This is a genomic window from Marinomonas shanghaiensis (assembly GCF_003259175.1).
Classification (GTDB): domain Bacteria; phylum Pseudomonadota; class Gammaproteobacteria; order Pseudomonadales; family Marinomonadaceae; genus Marinomonas; species Marinomonas shanghaiensis.
Genome location: NZ_QGOK01000023.1, coordinates 36,165 through 55,554 on the forward strand (window position 1 = coordinate 36,165; position 19,390 = coordinate 55,554).

10 protein-coding genes are annotated in these 19,390 nt (G+C 44.9%); 5 read left to right on the plus strand and 5 right to left on the minus strand.

Annotation, left to right across the window (positions count from 1 at the left end; all coding sequences use genetic code 11):
- Positions 1-125: 125 nt before the first annotated feature.
- A complete protein-coding gene (gene chvE / locus DKT73_RS16960; protein ID WP_111639739.1) occupies positions 126-1,187 on the minus strand; it encodes a multiple monosaccharide ABC transporter substrate-binding protein in 1,062 nt (353 codons plus the stop codon).
- Positions 1,188-1,533: 346 nt separating this feature from the next.
- Here chvE and DKT73_RS16965 point away from each other — a divergent pair, with 346 nt between their 5' ends.
- The 5 genes from DKT73_RS16965 (at position 1,534) to DKT73_RS16985 (ending at position 12,422) form a co-directional block, all read left to right on the plus strand.
- Positions 1,534-3,117, plus strand: a complete 1,584-nt coding sequence (locus DKT73_RS16965; RefSeq protein WP_111639740.1) for a cation:proton antiporter domain-containing protein — start codon at positions 1,534-1,536, stop codon at positions 3,115-3,117.
- Positions 3,118-3,264: 147 nt separating this feature from the next.
- The gene (locus DKT73_RS16970; protein WP_111639741.1) at positions 3,265-6,087 is read left to right on the plus strand and encodes an SNF2-related protein; all 2,823 of its coding nucleotides are present in this window, start codon (positions 3,265-3,267) and stop codon (positions 6,085-6,087) included.
- Positions 6,088-6,115: 28 nt separating this feature from the next.
- Complete coding sequence (locus DKT73_RS16975; protein ID WP_111639742.1) at positions 6,116-7,366, plus strand: RNA/DNA-binding domain-containing protein; 1,251 nt, start codon at positions 6,116-6,118, stop codon at positions 7,364-7,366.
- Positions 7,367-7,397: 31 nt separating this feature from the next.
- Positions 7,398-9,425 (plus strand): site-specific DNA-methyltransferase, encoded by a 2,028-nt coding sequence (locus DKT73_RS16980; RefSeq protein ID WP_111639743.1) that lies wholly within the window; start codon positions 7,398-7,400, stop codon positions 9,423-9,425.
- A gap of 9 nt (positions 9,426-9,434) precedes the next feature.
- Complete coding sequence (locus tag DKT73_RS16985) at positions 9,435-12,422, plus strand: restriction endonuclease (protein WP_111639744.1); 2,988 nt, start codon at positions 9,435-9,437, stop codon at positions 12,420-12,422.
- Positions 12,423-12,679: 257 nt separating this feature from the next.
- Here the strand turns inward: DKT73_RS16985 and DKT73_RS20335 are convergent, their stop codons facing one another.
- The 4 genes from DKT73_RS20335 to gltB form a co-directional block, all read right to left on the minus strand.
- The gene (locus DKT73_RS20335) at positions 12,680-12,865 is read right to left on the minus strand and encodes a HigA family addiction module antitoxin (RefSeq protein WP_232827918.1); all 186 of its coding nucleotides are present in this window, start codon (positions 12,863-12,865) and stop codon (positions 12,680-12,682) included.
- A 43-nt stretch (positions 12,866-12,908) separates the two neighbouring features.
- The gene (locus tag DKT73_RS16995) at positions 12,909-13,082 is read right to left on the minus strand and encodes a DUF6435 family protein (RefSeq protein ID WP_111639745.1); all 174 of its coding nucleotides are present in this window, start codon (positions 13,080-13,082) and stop codon (positions 12,909-12,911) included.
- A 147-nt stretch (positions 13,083-13,229) separates the two neighbouring features.
- Positions 13,230-14,651 carry a glutamate synthase small subunit GltD family protein gene (locus DKT73_RS17000; protein WP_111639746.1) on the minus strand — a complete coding sequence of 474 codons (1,422 nt, stop codon included), beginning with the start codon at positions 14,649-14,651 and terminating at the stop codon, positions 13,230-13,232.
- A 124-nt stretch (positions 14,652-14,775) separates the two neighbouring features.
- Positions 14,776-19,227, minus strand: a complete 4,452-nt coding sequence (gene gltB, locus DKT73_RS17005; protein WP_111639747.1) for a glutamate synthase large subunit — start codon at positions 19,225-19,227, stop codon at positions 14,776-14,778.
- Between the last annotated feature and the right edge of the window lie 163 nt (positions 19,228-19,390).

Consider the following 19,390-nt stretch of genomic DNA (forward strand, 5'->3'; position numbering starts at 1 on the left):
ATCCCATTAGCAAGGGCGCTACTACCGCATCAACGCACGGTAAATAACGCTCTCGCTGGTTTATTATTGTTGAATTAGGATAAATACATTCTTACAAAGTATTGGCAAGCGCCGTAGTCATGAGCTTATTCGACTTGAGACTTTTGGTAGTAACCGCTGCCCAATAGCACATCTTGCCAGTTGGATTTATCAACCGTGACAGGCTCAAGCAAATAACTAGGAACGATCTTAATACCGTTGTTGTAGGTTTTGGTGTCATTGATTTGTGGTTTCGCGTCATTCAATACCGCTTGCACCATCCCCACCGTTACATTCGCCAATTCACGGGTATCTTTAAAAATGGTCGAATACTGCTCACCGGCAATGATGGATTTAACAGATGGCACTTCTGCGTCTTGACCTGTCACAATCGGCATAGGCAGATTACCTGAACCATAGCCAACCCCTTTCAGAGAGGACAAAATCCCGATGGAGATACCGTCATAAGGAGACAAAATACCGTCGACATGTTTTGTGGTGTAATGAGCCGACAATAGGTTGTCCATACGCGCTTGAGCCGTTGCACCATCCCAACGTAAGGTACCGACCTTATCCATACCCATCTGTCCAGAAACCACGTTCACCTTGCCCGCATCAATCATAGGCTGAAGCACGGACATGGCGCCGTCATAGAAAAAGTACGCATTATTATCATCTGGTGAACCACCAAACAATTCAACGTTGTAAGGGCCTGCTCCGCGTTTTTCCATACCGCTAACCAAAGACTTCGCCTGTAGCACACCAACTTTAAAATTATCAAAAGTGGCGTAGTAACTTACATGAGGGCTGTTTTTGATCAAACGATCGTAGGAAATCACTTTGATACCGGCCGCATCGGCGTTTTCCAATGCATTCGATAAGGTTGTACCATCAATCGCTGCGATGACGAGTACGTCAACGCCTTTAACAATCATGTTTTCAATTTGAGATAATTGGTTTGGAATTTCATCTTCAGCGTATTGCAGGTCCACTTTATAACCTGCGTCTTGGAAGAGTTTTACCATGGAATCACCATCGGTGATCCAGCGAGCAGAAGATTTGGTTGGCATGGCAATACCAACATAACCACTGGCCGCCAAGGCACTCGCGGAGCTAAGAGCAGTGGCACCCAATACTAAACCAGCAATGGCATTCTTTAGATAGTTCATTAGCGTCTCCTGTTACGGCCAAACAAGCATTTTTAAAAACACGCTTTATTCGGCCATAGGGTTTGTTATCGTTATTTTTTAGAGCCAATCAGGTCTTAAAAAACCTGCCATTCAGAGTAGGTAAAATGAACATACCAATCAAATAGAATAAATGTTGTTCTATATATCTTTTTTGGTATGTGAATTAATGAAGCGATAATGTACAAATAACCACATTAGCTGCTGCAGGCCGCGAACAAATTTCGTATGATATTTTTTCTCTTTACCTATCCCACAAGAAGGTGTCACAAGTGTCGCCAGCACAACATAACGCTCTGCGATGACTTCAATAATTTAGAAGGACTGTATGGAATTCATTTGGATATTTTTTGCCTTTGTCTGCGGGCTCGCAATAAAAATGATCAATCTGCCACCACTCATTGGGTTTTTATTGGCTGGCTTTTTACTAAATTACCTCGGAATGGAAGCAAGCAGCACATTAGATTCTCTCGCGAATATCGGGATTACCTTAATGCTCTTTAGCATTGGCTTAAAGCTGCATGTCAAAGATCTACTCAAACCGGAAGTTTGGGTCTCAACACTTAGTCATATGGGCGTTTGGAGCGTGGTTTTTGCCGCGATCGCCTTACTGCTTGGTACCCTAAGTCTGCCCTACTTCGGCGTGCTTGATTATAAAGTTGCGGCCTTGCTCGGCTTTGCTTTGAGTTTTTCCAGTACGGTTTGTGTCATGAAACTGCTAGAAGAAAATGGTGAATTGAAGACTCGCCATGGTCAACTCGCACTCGGTATTCTGGTTATGCAGGATATTGTCGCCGTCATATTTCTTGTCGCAGCCACAGGGAAAATCCCTTCTATTTGGGCATTGGGCTTATTTGGTTTGCTACTCATTCGACCACTCATTAATAAAATGGTCGATAAATCCGGACACGGTGAAATGCTACCACTCACCGGATTATTTCTTGCTTTAGGCGGCTATGAACTTTTTTATCTTGTTGGTGTAAAAGGCGATCTTGGTGCCCTAATCGTGGGTATTTTGTTGGCCTCGCATCCCAAAGCAACCGAAATGAATAAATCGTTAACAAACTTTAAAGATTTATTCCTCATCGGTTTCTTTTTATCCATTGGCTTTACGGCTTTACCGACCTTTAGCATGATCGGCATGAGCTTGATTATTACCTTAATACTTCTGGTGAAATTTGCTCTCTTCTTCGCTCTAATGACCAAAATGAAGCTGCGTGGCAGGACGTCTTTCTTGTCCTCTCTCATTCTTTCCAACTACAGCGAGTTTGGTTTAATCGTTGTGGCGCTCAGTGTGGCAAATGGCTGGCTTGATAAGGAGTGGTTAGTCATTCTGGCGCTTGCGGTGTCTATTTCCTTTGTCATTACCAGCGTTGTTTATCGACAATCTCATAGACTGTATCGGAAAAACAAAGAGACTATTCGTCAATTTGAAAGTCGCCAATGTCTGCCTGAGGACACCTTTACTCAACCCAAGGATGCTGAAGTCTTAGTGGTCGGTCTGGGACGTGTTGGACGCGGTGCATTTGAATCATTAAAAGGGCTAATCGGTAATAACGTCGCGGGTATGGACGCTGACCAAAATCGAATAAAAATGATGCAAGAAGCCAATGAAAACGTCTTCTATGGTGACGGTGAAGACGCGGATCTATGGGAACGTTTAGACACGAAAGGCATTCGCTTGATCATGTTGGCCCTACCGATTGCGGAAGACAGCACGAACATTGCCATACAGTTACGTAAAGCCAACTATACAGGCCAAATTGCCGCCATCGCCCGCTTTCAGGACGAACGAAACACATTACTTGCCTCAGGCATAGATAACGTCTTCAACTTCTACACAGAAGCCGGTACCGGCTTTGCCGAAGAAAGCTTGGCACTGATTCGGTCACCTGAAAACGCCACGGTTTAATTAAGGCTAAGCTAGTTTACACAGACATAAGTACCAGAAAGACTCGCAAATCTGGTTAGTTTGAAAAGAAATGCGGTAAACTAGCGAAAGCCATTTCATCTTTAACTTAATTAAACAGTAAAACGTTTAGGGGTCTTCACGAAGCCTATGTTTACACATCACCAAAGCGCGTACTTTGCTCATTGGCTAACTCAATCAGGGAAAGTAGAAAACCAAGTATCAAAGGTGATTGCCTCTGCTCGAGTGGACATGAACCCTCATCAAATTGATGCGGCACGCTTTGCGCTTAAATCGCCATTAGAAAGAGGTGTATTACTAGCGGATGAAGTGGGTCTAGGTAAAACGATTGAAGCCAGTTTGGTCATCGCGCAAAAATGGGCGGAAGGAAAGCGCGCCATTCTGTTAGTTGTGCCTGCGTCTCTTCGTAAACAATGGAACCAAGAACTTTGGGATAAATTCGAATTGCCATCTGCAGTAGTTGATAGCAAAGTCGCGGCAGAATTAAAAAAACAAGGTTTCTCTAACCCATTTGAACAAGAAGATAAGATCATTATCTGTTCCTATGAATACCTTGCGCAAAAGAAAGAGTTTTCATTACGCCTAGACTGGGACTTGGTAATCTTTGACGAAGCCCACAAGCTCAGAAACCTTTATAGTAAAGGCGGTAGTAAGCGTGCAAAGGCCGTTGTCGAAGCGACGGAACACGCACAACATCGAGTTCTATTGTCTGCCACACCCTTACAGAATAACCTAATGGAACTCTATGGTTTAAGCCAAGTCATTGATCCGCACTTCTTTGGTGATGAAAAGTCTTTTAAAGCCCTTTATGTAAATCGTCAGAAAAATAGCGATGCGCTTGAAGACTTAAAAAAACGTATTGAAACGCTATGCCATCGCACATTACGACGCCAGGTTCAGCAAGAAGGCGGTATTAATTTTACTAATCGCTACTCCATGACTCAGGACTTCACACCACTTCCAGAAGAGTGGGAGCTATACCAACAACTATCGGCTTACCTACAAAACCCAGAAAACCAAGCCATCGCGCCGAACGCAAAACACCTAGTCAACATAGGCCTGCGCAAAATCTTGGCGTCTTCTTCTTTTGCCATTTCCGACACATTAAAAGGCATGGTCAAACGACTAAGAGAAAAACAACAAGTAGCAGAAGACAGTATCAACGATATTGATACCGCCGATGACTGGAACGATATCGATTTTGAAGCGCCTGCTAACAGCACACAAGCCACAAACCGCTTAGAAGATGAAATAGAGCAGTTAAACCGCTTTCAAAAACTGGCTGAAAGTATCGAAGTCAACGCAAAAGGTGAAGCACTTCTGCTTGTGTTAGAACGCGCCATGGCATCAACCGAATCAATGGGAGGCCAGCGTAAAGCAGTCGTTTTTACCGAGTCATGCCGCACACAAATCTACCTAAATAACCTACTGGAAAAGAATGGCTACAAAGGCCGTACAGTATTGCTTAATGGCTCTAATAACGACCCTCAGTCACAAGCTATTTACAAAGACTGGATGGAAAAGCACAAAGACTCTTCCCGTATCAGTGGTTCTAAACCCTCGGATATGAAAGCAGCGTTAGTCGAGCGTTTTAAAAGCGAGGATGCAGATATTCTTATCTCCACCGAAGCGGGTGGCGAAGGTATCAACTTACAGTTTTGTTCTTTGCTGATTAACTATGACTTACCGTGGAATCCACAAAAAGTTGAACAGCGCATTGGTCGTGTTCACCGTTACGGTCAGAAAAATGATGTGGTTGTGGTTAACTTTGTTAACCGTAAAAACCCCGCCGATCAGCGTGTTTTTCAGTTACTCAATGAAAAACTTAAATTATTTGAAGGGGTATTTGGCGCATCCGATGAAGTGTTAGGCGCTATTTCCGAAAATCTCGATATCGAAAAACGCATTTATGAAATCTATCAGAAATGCCGAACAGATGCAGAAATTGAGCAGCAATTTAATAAGCTGCAAGAAGATCTCAAAGACGCGCTAGAAGTCCGTGAAGAAGCCGCAAGACAAATCTTGCTCAACGATTTTGACCGTGATGTCGTTGCCAACCTCAAAAACCAACGCGACAAAAATAAAATTTTCTTACAAGACTACGAGCGTGTGCTTCTCGACCTTGCCAAAGCAGAATTACCCGAGGCCGTATTTACCGACAATCACTTTCAATTCCAAGGCAAACGCTTCGATATTCGCTGGTCTCTGGCCGAACAAAACGACTCTGAATTTTTCCGTTTGCAAGCCATGGAGCATTATCTCGCTTGGGATCTTGTTAAAAAAGCCAAAACACGTCAGCTTGAACCTGCTCATCTAACATTCAGCTATAACCAGTTAGAAGGTCGATATGGTGCATTACAACCTTATATTGGTCAGTCCGGCTTTATTCAAGTGGTGAAACTGGTGTTTTCCTATAACCAAGGCAAAGCAAAAGACTACAAACTGTTTGCCCTAGCCTACACGGATAATGGGCAAGTGCTCACCAACGAAAACGCCGAGCACCTACTCTGCATTCCCGCCAGAGCAGAGCCATTTACAGACGAATTACCTAAACAAGCATTTGCAACGCAACTAGAGCAATTGCTAGAAAGCCAAACCCTTGCCAAAGAAGGTGAGCTGGACCAACTTTATGAAGTCGAAGAAAACAAACTCGACCGCTGGAAAAAAGATCGCGAAGCCAGCTATCAAATAACGGTGGATGAGCTGAATAACGAGATAGACCTATTCAAAAAAGAAACGCGAAAACTCGCCTCAACCAGAGAAAAAATTGAAGCAAAAAAAACACTGCGTAAGCTCGAGCGTAAACGCGATGACGCGATGACAGAATTCCATGAAGCCAGAAAGCGAATTGAAAAAGAAGAGGACGAGATGATAGACAACATTAGCGCAAAACTCGAACTGTCTTGCCAAACGGACATTATTTTTACCGCCCGTTGGACGCTCAACGCCTAATTTAACCGATTCAAATAGTGAGCAAATCATGGAACGCGAAAAGCTAGTCAAAGAGTTACTTTTCCATATTCGCTTAGGCGAAGACTCAAGTATCGAATTTAAAGCCGTCACCTTTGAAAAGGGCAATACACCGAAAGACCCAAACAAAGACAAGATGGCCCATGAAATAGCGGCTTTTGCTAATGGTCAAGGTGGACGTCTATTACTTGGTGTAGATGACAAAAATCGTGACGTAATCGGCATTGATGACGACAAAGTCGCCAGCACCGAAGAATGGATAGTCAACATCAGCCAACAAAACATTGTGCCGCCAGTTAGAATTGACACTCGTCTAGTGCAAATTCCAAACCGAGAAGGTCATTTAAAAACCATCATTTATGTGGAAATCCCTCGCAGTCTTTCTGTCCACCAAAGTGCCGGACGTTATTACCAACGAGTCGGCTCTACCAAGCAAGAAATGAAACCCGACGTCTTGGCGCGTTTATTTCAACAACGCTCCCAAGCACGACTGATCCGTTTTGACGAATCCCTTGTACCCGGAACATCCATAGACGACATAGACAACAGCTTAAAAAACCGTTTTCTGCGCCCGACGATTCCAGAGCACATGCAGTTTCACAAACTGCATCTTACGGCCAAAGACGACTTCGACGAAAAACTCGGTCTATCTGTTTCAGGTGTATTATTACTGACGCCCGATCCGACCCAATGGCTCACCAACGCCTATATTCAATGTGTTTGTTACAGCGGCCAACAACGGGACGCGCAAGATCAGCTCGATGCTATGGATTACACTGGCCCTATCGACCAACAAATCAATGGCGCAGTGGACTTTGTCAAACGTAATATGAAAACCGCTGCGACAAAAGAGATAGGCCGAATCGATCTTCCTCAATATGATATTGGCGTGATTTTCGAAGCCGTGGTCAATGCCGTCGCTCACCGCGATTACTCCATGACAGGACGACGTATCCGCCTGCACATGTTTGCCGATAGATTAGAACTTTACACACCGGGGCAATTGTCCAACAGCCTCACGATAGACGGACTCATGGACAACACAGTGACCCGCAACGAAGCCTTAGTGAATCTATTAAGCCGCTATTACAACGCCCGAGAAGAAGCTGGACGACAAGCCATCATCGAACGTCGTGGTGAAGGCGTGCCGAAAATAATGAACCGCAGCCTAGCACTCAGTGGCAAAGAGCCCGAATATAAGATGATTGATGACGCCGAGCTCTTACTCACCATCTATGCCGCCAACAAAAACAAGCGCTAGCACAATACTCAGAACCCCCCAAGGAAAGACCATGGCAAACCATGACATAAACAATACCCAACTTAATGGCGATTCGCTCAACATCAGCGAACAACGCAAAAAAGAGCTCAAACAACTTTTCCCTGGAATATTTACCGAAACCAAAACCGATGATGGCAAGCTGGTCGAAAGCATTGATTTTGAACGCCTCAAAGCCGAACTGGGGCAATTTAGCGAGATTTACGACAACCGTCGTGAGCGCTACGCCATGGACTGGCCGGGTAAAAAAGACACCCTGAGACAAATTCAAGAACCGTCTCGCGCCACCCTAAAACCCTGCCGTGAAGAATCGGTGGATTTTGACAGCACAGAAAATCTTTTCATCGAAGGCGATAACCTAGAAGTCCTGAAACTGTTACAAAAGAGCTATTACGGCGCGGTCAAAATGATCTACATCGATCCGCCCTACAACACCGGCAAAGAGTTCATCTATCCAGATAATTTCACCGAATCTCTCGATACTTACCTCGAATACGCCGGCCTAAAAGAAGTGGGTGGCGAAGGCCGAAAATTCAGCACCAACAGCCAAAGCGAAGGCCGTTTCCATTCCAAATGGCTCAACATGATGTACCCACGTCTCTATCTGGCACGTAATCTACTGCGAGAAGATGGCGTGATCTTTATCTCCATCGACGATAATGAAGTGGAAAACCTACGCCGTATCGGTGATGAGATATTTGGGGAAGAGAATTTCTTGGCTTTATTTCCTTGGAGAACAGATGGGAACTTTGATAACCAAGCGAAAATCAAAAACTGCCACGAGTATATTTTGGCATATTGCAAGCAGGTGGCTGCTTTCCCACCTCCACCAGTAATTGATCCTAATGTTGATAACGATAGTAAACTTTTTAAAGCAGACATCATAAATACAATCGTCAAAAATGGACCTAAAAATCCTGTATCCAAAGTAGTTCTACCCAAAGGCTTCCCATCTCGATTCAGTGAAGGAAAAATTCTTTCAAGAAATGATGCTTGGCCTCATTTTTTAACTGATGCTCTTGTTGAAAATAATCAACTAGTTAATTCAGTAACGGTGGAATCAGGATGGAGCTCCAAGGAGTTACTACTCAGCTTTATTGAAAATGATTTTTTCCCCGTCTTAGATATAAAAGGGCAAGAAACTCGCTTTGAGCTGACTAATTCGGGAGCAATTGAAGCAGTGAAAAAGCGCGGCGAAGCAAGTAGCCATGTAATTTCAACACTTCAAGGTTTCGGTGGGAGTCAGAAAGCTCAACAGGAACTAGAGTCCTTAGGTATAGTTTTTGATGACTACCCTAAACCTACAAAATTACTTACTTATCTATTAAAAATGCAGCATTTAAATGATTTTATAGCACTAGATTTTTTTGCTGGCTCGGGGAGCTTCGCTCATGCAGCATTTAACTTAGCTGCAGAACTGAACAAAAACATTAGTTGTATATCTATCCAGCTGCCAGAAGTTATTGATTCTAGATTAAAAGCTTATGATGCAGGCTACCGAAAGATATCAGACATTGCCAAAGAACGCCTTCGCCGTGCTGGTGCTAAAATCCGCTCTGAACTAGAAGGCCAGCTTGATTTAGACAATCAGCAAAGTTTAGATCTGGGTTTTAAGGTGTTTAAATTAGATCAAAGCAATTTCAAGCAATGGCAGGCACCGAGTAAAGACACCTCAAATGACGAGCTAGTGCGCCAGATGGAATTGCACATTGACCCAGTGGATCAAGACGCCACTCAGGAAGATTTGCTCTATGAAATTTTGTTAAAAAACGGTGTCAAACCGACTGAGCAAATCGAGAAAATAGAACTCGCAGGACACCCTGTTTACAGTATTACAGAAGGCACAATACTGATTCATTTAGAAAAACACACAGACCAAGCCTTAATGGATGCTGTATTAGACAAGCAACCGATGGAGTTTATCTGTTTAGACAGCGCTTTCCACGGCAACGAGCAAATGAAAGCCAACGCGGTCAAGAGCTTTGCCACCTTTAACCAAGAGAAAGACGGTGACTATCGCATCGACTTTAAAACGGTGTAAGGGAAGCATATGAAGCTGCAATTTGATCCGAGTTTGGACTACCAACAGGACGCAATTCAATCCACCTTGTCTCTGTTTGAAGGGCTAACCACCACAGGCAATGTCTATGTGGAGCGCGGTATTGCCAATGCCTTGGTGATTAATCAAGAGAAACTATTAAGTAATTTACACAAGGTGCAAGAAGCCAATTTCATCGAAAAATCAGCGTCCTTGTTTGAGGAAACCGACGCTTACGAATTCCCCAATTTTTCAGTGGAAATGGAAACCGGCACAGGCAAAACCTATGTGTATTTGCGCTCGATTTTCGAGCTTAATAAACACTATGGCTTACGCAAATTTGTCATTGTGGTGCCATCGGTGGCGATTCGCGAAGGGGTACTGTCTTCTTTACGTTTGATGAAAGACCACTTTCGTCAGCTCTATAACAATGTGCCCTTTGATCATTACGAATACAGCTCGAAAGATTTATCCAAAGTCCGTCAATTTGCCACCGCCAATACGCTACAGATCATGGTGATCAATATTCAGGCGTTCCAAAAGGACGCGGAAGCCGACACGGGCCAGAAAGCCAACATCATTCACCAAGAGTTAGACCGAATGCAGGGTAAGCCGATTGAGTTTATTCAGCAGGTTCGCCCTGTACTCATCATAGACGAACCGCAATCGGTGGATAATACGCCCAAAGCAAAACGCGCCATTAATCATCTTAAGCCCTTGTTGGCGTTACGCTATTCTGCCACTCATAAGAATCCTTACAACGTGGTGTATGAACTGGGGCCAGTCAAAGCCTACGACTTAAATCTGGTCAAACAAATCTCGGTGGCTTCGGTGCAAGCCGAGCAAAACATCAATAAAGCCTACATCAAGCTGAAAAGCATTGGCTACACGGGTAAAAACAAAACACCTACCGCGACGGCGGTGATTTTTGAAAACACGCCCAATGGCACCAAAGAAAAGCATGTCACACTCAAGCAAGACTTAGACTTATCCGATTGCACCAATCGCAAAGGCTATGAAGGCTATGTGGTGGATGAGATCTACGCGGAACCCGGCGAAGAGTTCGTCCGTTTTTCGAATAATGTGGTGCTTGAACTGGAAGAAGAAAAAGACGGCATTCATGACGAAGTTCTCAAAGAGCAGATTCGCCAAACCGTCGAAGCGCATTTCAAAAAAGAACGTCAGTTGCATAAGCAAGGTTTGAGCATCAAGGTGCTTTCCCTCTTCTTTATCGACAAGGTCGCCAACTATCGTTACTACGATGAACAAGGTAATAAGTGCGACGGTAAGCTAGTAAAATGGTTTGAAGAAGCTTATCAAGAAATGGCCAGCTCACCTTTGTTTAGCCATTTACCCAAAAGAGACGTCGATCAAGTCCATAACGGTTACTTTGCCGAGGTGAAGAGCCGCGGCAAGGTCGTTGGCTATAAAGACACCTCGGGCAACACCGCCAGCGATGCCGAAGTGTATGAACTGATTATGCGCTATAAAGAGCGCCTGTTAGACGAATCCGAACCCTTGCGTTTTATCTTCAGCCATTCCGCCTTAAAAGAAGGCTGGGATAACCCGAATGTGTTTCAAATCTGTACTTTACGGGAAATGGGCAATGAAAGAGAGCGACGCCAAACCTTAGGACGCGGTTTACGCCTTGCGGTCAATGCCAGTGGAGAGCGTATCCATGATCCACAAATCAACCGCTTGACCGTGATCGCCAGCGAATCGTTTGAGCAGTACGCAAAAAACCTACAAACCGAAATGGAAAACGACATAGGTGGCGGCTTTAAATTTGGCCGAGTTCCCGCCATTGCGTTTGCGCCCTTAGCCTTGCCTGTTCCTTTGCCTTCAAATATAGAAACAGAAAACACAGAAACAAAAAGTACAGAAGAACCACAGCGTCTTGGGCAAGAAAGATCGAAACAGCTTTGGTTGTCTCTCAAAGCCGAAGGTTATTTAGATGCCAAAGGTGAAATCACGGCAAAATTCCAGCCTGACGATATGTATTTCCAACTGCAATTGCTAGAGGAATATCAACCTCTGGAAGATGCCATTATTGATAAGCTGCGTAGTTTTATGTTTGCCGGTCGCATTAAAAACGAACGCAACCGTGTCAGCGTCACCTACAATAAACGCGTAGAATTAAACCCTGATTTTGCCGATCTATGGGAGAAAATTCGTCATAAAACACGCTACTCAATTGATTTTGATACCCAAAAATTGATCGACCTTGCCTGTCATAAACTGCAAACCATGCCTTTTGTTAAACCCGTTTCGCTGGTAATTGATCACACCGCAGCGTCATTAACCGAGGCTGGCGTCACAGCAGAGCGTCAGATTCAAACAACTCGATCTCGCTATGTGAACTCTCACGAATCATTGCCTGATTTATTAAGTGAGTTACAAGAACATACCCAGCTCACTCGTGGCACCTTGTTTGAAATGGTAAAACGTTGCGGTCGCTTAGATGAGTTTAGAGGGAATCCACAAGGCTTTATCACCGAAGCCAGTAAGCAGATATTGGCCGCACTGGATGAGCTATTGGTCGATAATATTCGTTATGAAAAGCTAACGGACAAGGAAGGTTATCGTATGACCAGCTTTGATCAACCAGAGCTGGAAACCTATTTAGATCGAGCCTACAAAGTACAGCGAGCAGAAAATACCCAGTACGTGCAAACGCCCTACGATTACATTGAGTACGATTCAAACATCGAGTTGAAAACAGCCCATGCGTTAGACGGTGCCGAAAACGTGAAATTCTTCTGCAAGCTACCTCGTTGGTTCACTATTCCCACTCCTGTGGGTAACTACAATCCAGATTGGGCGGTGGTGCTCGAAAACGATGAAAAAGTCTATTTGATTCGTGAAACCAAAACCACTCACGATGAAGGAAAACGTCGAAAAGAAGAAAACTTAAAAATAAAATGTGGTGAAGCACACTTTAAAGCACTAGGCGGTATCGACTATAAAGTCGCTATCAGCGTTGCGGAAGTAGTGAGTTAAGCCGCTCTTTAAGCTATAAAAAAACGCGGCGTCATTAACATTAATAAAGTGTCCAACTTTATGGGGTCACTTCATAACATTAACATGGCACCGCGTTTTTTATTAAATCTGGCTATGCAGACCTAGCGTCATCTATCTTGGCTAGCTCATGCATATTGCAGCTCATAAGGCTGAACATTCAGCGCGATCTTATGCTCTCTAACAGACCACAAATCATAGGCATTTTGCAACCTAAGCCAATGATCTGCAGAAGGTTTTTAAAAAGTTAATTCAAGACGTAACGCCATTTCTGGGGTAATCGCCCCTCTGCCATTTAATACTTTAGATAAGGTTTTTCTACTGACATTAAGATGAGCAGAAACATCGGTTATGGTTAATGCCATCGGCTCAATAATGAGCTCTTTTAATATCTCGCCCGGATGAGCAGGACGGGGCATCCTCATTAGTGATAACCCTCATACAGCCATTAGCTCGAATCCGTTCATACTAGCTTTTCGCTTTTAACTCATCCAATTTAACCTTCACGGCTTCGGCTTTTTCCGTGAGTTCTGAATAGAGTCTGATATCGCCACCACGTTGGGCTTGCATGGCTTTTTCTAGTAGCTCGCCATATTCTTTGTCGAGTTTTTTAATCGGGTCGGACTTAAGAAAAGAAAACATAATTAGCCTGTTGTTGTGAGTTGATGGTGTTCATACGATACAGAACAAGATTTAGATTCTTTTCACGTGACATAGCATCAAAATAAAAACGCCAATCAGATTTCGCTGATTGGCGTTTTGACTAAAAGTAATAAAAGCTGTCGCAGCTTATACGCCGAGGAAATCCATAATCCCTTCCGCTGCCTTACGACCCTCATCAATGGCCGTTACCACGAGATCCGAACCACGCACCATGTCGCCACCCGCAAAGATTTTCTCATTGGTTGTTTGGAACATGAATTTGCCTTTCTTCGGTGCGATAACACGACCGCGAGCGTCTGTTTCGATACCGAATTTTTCGAACCAAGGCGCTGGACTTGCTTGGAAACCGAATGCAATCAATACAGTATCAGCCGGTATAATTTGCTCACTACCTTCAATGATTTCAGGGCTACGACGACCATTTTCGTCAGGCTCGCCAAGTTGTGTTTCCACCACTTTAACGCCTTCCACTTTGCCGTTACCAATAATTTCCACTGGTTGACGGTTGAAAAGGAACTGCACACCTTCTTCTTTGGCGTTTTGTACTTCTTTACGAGAACCCGGCATGTTTTCTTGGTCACGACGGTAAGCACACGTCACGCTTTTCGCGCCTTGACGAATCGCGGTACGGTTACAGTCCATGGCGGTGTCCCCCCCGCCCAAGACAACCACTTGCTTACCTTTTAGATTCACATAGTCAGCTGGGTCTTCTTCGAAGTCTAGGCAATGATTGACGTTGGAAATCAAGTAATCCAAGGCATCATGAACACCTGGCAAGTCTTCACCAGCGAATCCGCCTTTCATGTATTTGTAAGTCCCCATGCCTAAAAACACGGCATCGTACTCTTCCAACACATGTTCAAATGGCACGTCATCACCAACAGACGTCCCAAGCACAAACTCGACGCCCATTTCTTCAAAAATTTCACGACGACGTGTCATGACGCTTTTTTCCAGTTTGAACTCTGGAATACCAAAGGTCAGCAAACCACCGATTTCTGGGTATTTATCAAACACCACAGGCTTAATGCCATTACGAACGAGAATGTCCGCACAAGCCAAGCCAGCCGGACCTGCACCAACGATAGCAACGGTTTTGTTAACCGGTACCACGTTAGACATATCAGGACGCCAGCCTAAAGCAAACGCCGTGTCTGTAATGTATTTTTCAACAGAACCGATCGTTACCGCACCAAAACCACCTTCACCAAGCGTACAAGCACCTTCACAAAGACGATCTTGTGGACAAACACGACCACACACTTCTGGCAAGGAGTTGGTTTGATGGCTCAACTCCGCCGCTTCCAAAATGCTACCTTCACTGACTAGCTTCAACCAGTTTGGAATGTAGTTGTGAACAGGACATTTCCATTCACAATAAGGGTTGCCACACTCTAAACAGCGGTGCGATTGATCTTTCGCACTGGCTTCTTCGAATGGTTTATAAATTTCGACGAATTGCGCCTTACGTGTAATTAAAGGCTTCTTTTTAGGATCCTTACGATCCACTTCGACGAATTGAAATACGTTGTTCAAGCGCTCAGACATAAGCTGCTATCTCCTTGGCCGCCTGAAAACAGGCGGCACTTCTCTCAAATGGGTCAGACTGATTCGTTCACAACGCTTGGCTCAACGCTAAATACCATCGAACCAAGCGCCACAACAGCGTGTTTTATTCCGGACGTTGACGAGTGTTTGCCAAGAGCGCGCCTAAACTGGCGGCTTTTGGCTTGACTAGCCAGAACTTACCAATGTAGTCATAGAAGTTTTCTAAGATCTCATGGCCCCATTCGCTGTCAGTTTCTCGGACGTATTCTTCGATCACAGAGCGAAGGTGTGAACGATATTCTTCCGTCAATTCCGTACCGATGCGGTGAATTTCCACCAATTCGTGGTTGTATTTATCCACGAAGGTACGGTCTAAATCGAGTACATAAGCGAAACCGCCTGTCATACCCGCACCAAAGTTATAACCCGTATTACCCAATACCGTTACCATACCGCCCGTCATGTACTCACAGCAGTGATCGCCTGCGCCTTCAATGACAGTGTAAGCACCGGAGTTACGCACGGCGAAACGCTCACCAGCCGTACCCGCTGCAAACAATTTACCGCCTGTTGCGCCGTACAAACAGGTATTACCAATAATGGCTGAATGTTGTGATTTGAAAACCGACCCTTTCGGAGAACGAATCACTAATTTACCACCTGTCATGCCTTTGCCCACATAGTCGTTGGCATCGCCTTCTAGGTACATGTGCAAACCGCCCGCGTTCCATACTCCAAAACTTTGACCTGCGGTACCAGTCAATTTCAAAGTAAGAGGCATATCAGACATACCTTGGTTGCCATAACGTTTCGCAATCTCACCAGACAAACGGGCACCGATAGAACGGTCACAGTTGGTCACATCAAAAGAAAACTCACCGCCTTCTTTCTCTTCAACCACGTCTTTCACCGTCTCCCACATTTTCAGTGCCAATAGGCCTTTATCGTGTGGTGGGTTAAAAGGCGTCACACAATATTGTGCTTTGTCCGCTGGAATCGCATCGTTTTTCAAAATAGGTGATAAGTCTAGGTTACGTTGCTTATCGGTTTCACCAGGCAGAATGGTTAATAGGTCAGTACGACCAATCAAGTCCTGCAGACTTGCCACACCCAACTTCGCCAACCACAAGCGTGTATCTTCTGCCATGAAGCGGAAGAAGTTTTTAATCATATCGACCGTGCCGATAAAATGATCGTCACGCAAGCCTTGGTCTTGTGTTGCCACACCCGTAGCACAGTTGTTCAAGTGACAGATACGCAAGAACTTACAGCCCATCGCCACCATTGGCGTGGTACCAAAACCAAAACTTTCTGCCCCTAGAATCGCCGCTTTCACCACATCCAGACCGGTTTTTAACCCCCCGTCTGTTTGCAGGCGAATTTTGCCACGTAGGTCGTTAGAACGAAGGGCTTGTTGCGCTTCTGCTAAACCTAATTCCCATGGCGAACCCGCATGACGAATAGAGGTAATGGGCGATGCTGCTGTACCACCGTCGTAGCCAGAGATGGTAATCAAATCCGCATAAGCTTTTGCTACACCCGCAGCAATCGTACCAACACCCGGTTCAGAAACCAGTTTTACCGAAATCAATGCATCTGGATTCACTTGTTTCAAGTCGAAAATCAGCTGAGCCAAATCCTCGATAGAATAAATATCGTGATGTGGCGGTGGTGAAATCAAGGTAACACCCGGTACCGCATAACGTAGACGAGCAATCAAGCCATTTACTTTACCGCCTGGCAACTGACCACCTTCACCCGGTTTCGCCCCTTGTGCTACTTTAATCTGTAACACTTCTGCGTTAACCAAATACTCTGGCGTCACACCAAAACGACCAGAAGCGATTTGTTTGATCTTAGAGCGACGCTCAGTACCGTGACGAGCAGGATCTTCACCACCCTCACCAGAGTTGGAGCGACAGCCTAATTCGTTCATCGCTTGCGCTAGCGCTTCATGCGCTTCTGGTGACAAGGCACCCAAAGACATACCCGCTGAATCGAAACGAGGAAGAATATCTTCTATCGATTCAACGCTCTCTAATGGAATCGCTTTTGCTTTGCCAGATAACGTAAACAAGTCACGTAACATGGAAGCAGGACGATTATTCACCAGCTCAGTGTATTTGGTGAAGTCCTCGAAACGACCACTGCCCACCGCGGTTTGCAGATTACGCACCACATCAGGGTTAAAGGCATGGTATTCCGCATCGTGAACGTATTTTAAATAACCACCTTGTTGAATCGGTTTGCGCAATTTCCAAGCGTTATCGGCAATTGTTTGTTGATCTTGTTGGAAATCTTCAAAACGAGCGCCCTTAATGCGGCTGGCAACGCCTTTGAAACAAAGGTCAACCACTTTCGTGTCCAAACCAACCGCTTCAAACAACTGAGCGCCACGGTAAGAGGCGATGGTAGAAATCCCCATCTTAGAGATAATCTTCATCAAACCTTTGTTAATACCTTTACGGTATTTCACGTGGCAAGCAATTGGGTCACCCAAGACTTCACCTTTATCAATCATGTCGTTAATCAAACGATAAGAAAGATATGGATAAACGGCCGTCGCACCAAAGCCTAATAGCACGGCAAATTGATGAGGGTCACGAGCAAACCCTGTGTCAGCAATAATGTTAGAATCACAGCGTAGACCTTGCTTAGACAAATAATGGTGCACCGCACCAACGGCCATAGGCGAAGGAATAGGCAAATGGCCTTTCACGATATCACGGTCGGTCAATACCACAATCACCGCACCATTACGAACCACGTCTGCCGCCTTCAATTGCAAGTCTTTAATCGCTTGCTCAAGAGACACTTCTTCTGGATTGTAATTGGTATTTAAACGCACCAAACGGAAACGGTGGTCATCTAATGCCAACAAACGACTGTATTTACGAGCCGATAAGATAGGCGAAGACAAGATGATACGGTTTGCGTGTTTTGGCGTTTCTTCAAACAGGTTACGCTCTACACCAATGCACGTTTCTAGCGACATCACCACAGATTCACGCAGTGGATCTATAGGTGGGTTGGTTACTTGAGCAAACTTCTGACGGAAATAATCTGTCACTGGACGCGTTTGGCTCGACATAACCGCCATTGGTGTATCATCACCCATGGAGCCTACGGCCTCATGACCGCTTTCAGCCAATGGGCGGAAAATTTGCTCACGCTCTTCATAAGAGACTTGGAACATTTTCTGATAGGTCAGCATTTCTTCTTTGGTAAAAGGAACGAACTCAAGAGACGATTCTTCCAGCAAAGATTCGATACGAATGGCTTCCTGCTTCAACCATTTTTTATATGGGTGCATAGACTTAAGACGATTGTCGATGTCATCCGTGTGCAATACTTTGCCATTTTGTGTATCGATAACCAGCATTTGGCCAGGCCCTACACGACCTTTCGACACAACATCTTCTGATTTGTAGCCATATGTGCCCACTTCAGAAGCCAGTGTAATAAAGCCGTTCTTAGTCACCACCCAACGGGCAGGACGTAGACCGTTACGATCAAGCATACAAATAGCGTGACGACCATCGGTCATTACTAAGCCCGCTGGGCCGTCCCACGGATCCATGTGCATAGAGTTGTACTGATAAAAAGCACGCAACTCTGGATCCATGTTTTCAACGTTTTGCCATGCGGGTGGAATGATCAAACGCGCGGCGCGGAAAATATCGACACCACCGGTTACCAAGACTTCCAACATGTTATCCATAGAGGAAGAGTCCGACCCCGTCAAGTTAACAATAGGTTGAAGGTCTTGCAGCTCAGGAATCAGCGGTGTACGTAGCTTGCTGCTGCGAGCCAAGGCCCAATTACGGTTACCCTCAATGGTATTGATCTCACCGTTATGCGCCAACATGCGGAACGGTTGCGCCAATGGCCACTTAGGTAAAGTATTGGTAGAAAAACGTTGGTGGAAAACACAAATCGCGGTTTGCATTTTTTTGTTGCCCAAATCTTTATAAAAGAACGGCAAATCCACTGGCATCATCAAGCCTTTGTACGCCAACACTTTGTCGGACAAAGAACAGATGTAGAAGTTTTCGTACTGGGCTAAAGCAATCTCTGTTTGACGACGAGCAACAAACAAACGGGTTGCGAAAGTACGAGCATCCATACGATTACTATCAACAAATACTTGCTCAATACGAGGCAAGCAGTCCATCGCGATGATACCAAGGCAAGAGGCATCGATTGGCACTTCACGCCAACCCACAACGTTCAAACCTTCATCGGTAAGCTTCTTCGTTAACGTTTCACGTTGCTCACTCGCAAGCGCCTCATCTTGGTCAAGAAACACCATGCCGATACCGTAAAGATCCGACAAAGTGTGATTAAATAAAGCCTGTGCTTCACCACGTAAAAATAGATCAGGCTTTTGAATAAGAAGACCACAACCATCACCCGTTTTGCCATCGGCAGCAATGCCGCCACGGTGTGTCATACATGTCAAAGACTCAATAGCTGTCTTGAGCAATTCGTGGCTAGTATTGCCTTCCATATGCGCAATTAAGCCAAAGCCACAGTTGTCTTTGAACTCGCCAGGACGATAAAGGCCTGCATTCATACACCAACTCCCACAGTTAAAACGTAAAAATAATTATTCGATAAATTCGACGATCAGATGGCTGGGTTAAAAATCGCAAGTGTAAACTCACTCGCTTCGAGAATGAGTATCATCTACCCAAAACACCATCTAAATGGACGATCATACTACCCTGCCAAAGAGC

Bases quoted from the DNA above. Each gene is read 5' to 3' on its own strand.
- chvE (WP_111639739.1), bottom strand. From the start codon at position 1,187: ATGAACTATCTAAAGAATGCCATTGCTGGTTTAGTATTGGGTGCCACT.
- DKT73_RS16965 (WP_111639740.1), top strand. From the start codon at position 1,534: ATGGAATTCATTTGGATATTTTTTGCCTTTGTCTGCGGGCTCGCAATA.
- DKT73_RS16970 (WP_111639741.1), top strand. From the start codon at position 3,265: ATGTTTACACATCACCAAAGCGCGTACTTTGCTCATTGGCTAACTCAA.
- DKT73_RS16975 (WP_111639742.1), top strand. From the start codon at position 6,116: ATGGAACGCGAAAAGCTAGTCAAAGAGTTACTTTTCCATATTCGCTTA.
- DKT73_RS16980 (WP_111639743.1), top strand. From the start codon at position 7,398: ATGGCAAACCATGACATAAACAATACCCAACTTAATGGCGATTCGCTC.
- DKT73_RS16985 (WP_111639744.1), top strand. From the start codon at position 9,435: ATGAAGCTGCAATTTGATCCGAGTTTGGACTACCAACAGGACGCAATT.
- DKT73_RS20335 (WP_232827918.1), bottom strand. From the start codon at position 12,865: ATGAGGATGCCCCGTCCTGCTCATCCGGGCGAGATATTAAAAGAGCTC.
- DKT73_RS16995 (WP_111639745.1), bottom strand. From the start codon at position 13,082: ATGTTTTCTTTTCTTAAGTCCGACCCGATTAAAAAACTCGACAAAGAA.
- DKT73_RS17000 (WP_111639746.1), bottom strand. From the start codon at position 14,651: ATGTCTGAGCGCTTGAACAACGTATTTCAATTCGTCGAAGTGGATCGT.
- gltB (WP_111639747.1), bottom strand. From the start codon at position 19,227: ATGAATGCAGGCCTTTATCGTCCTGGCGAGTTCAAAGACAACTGTGGC.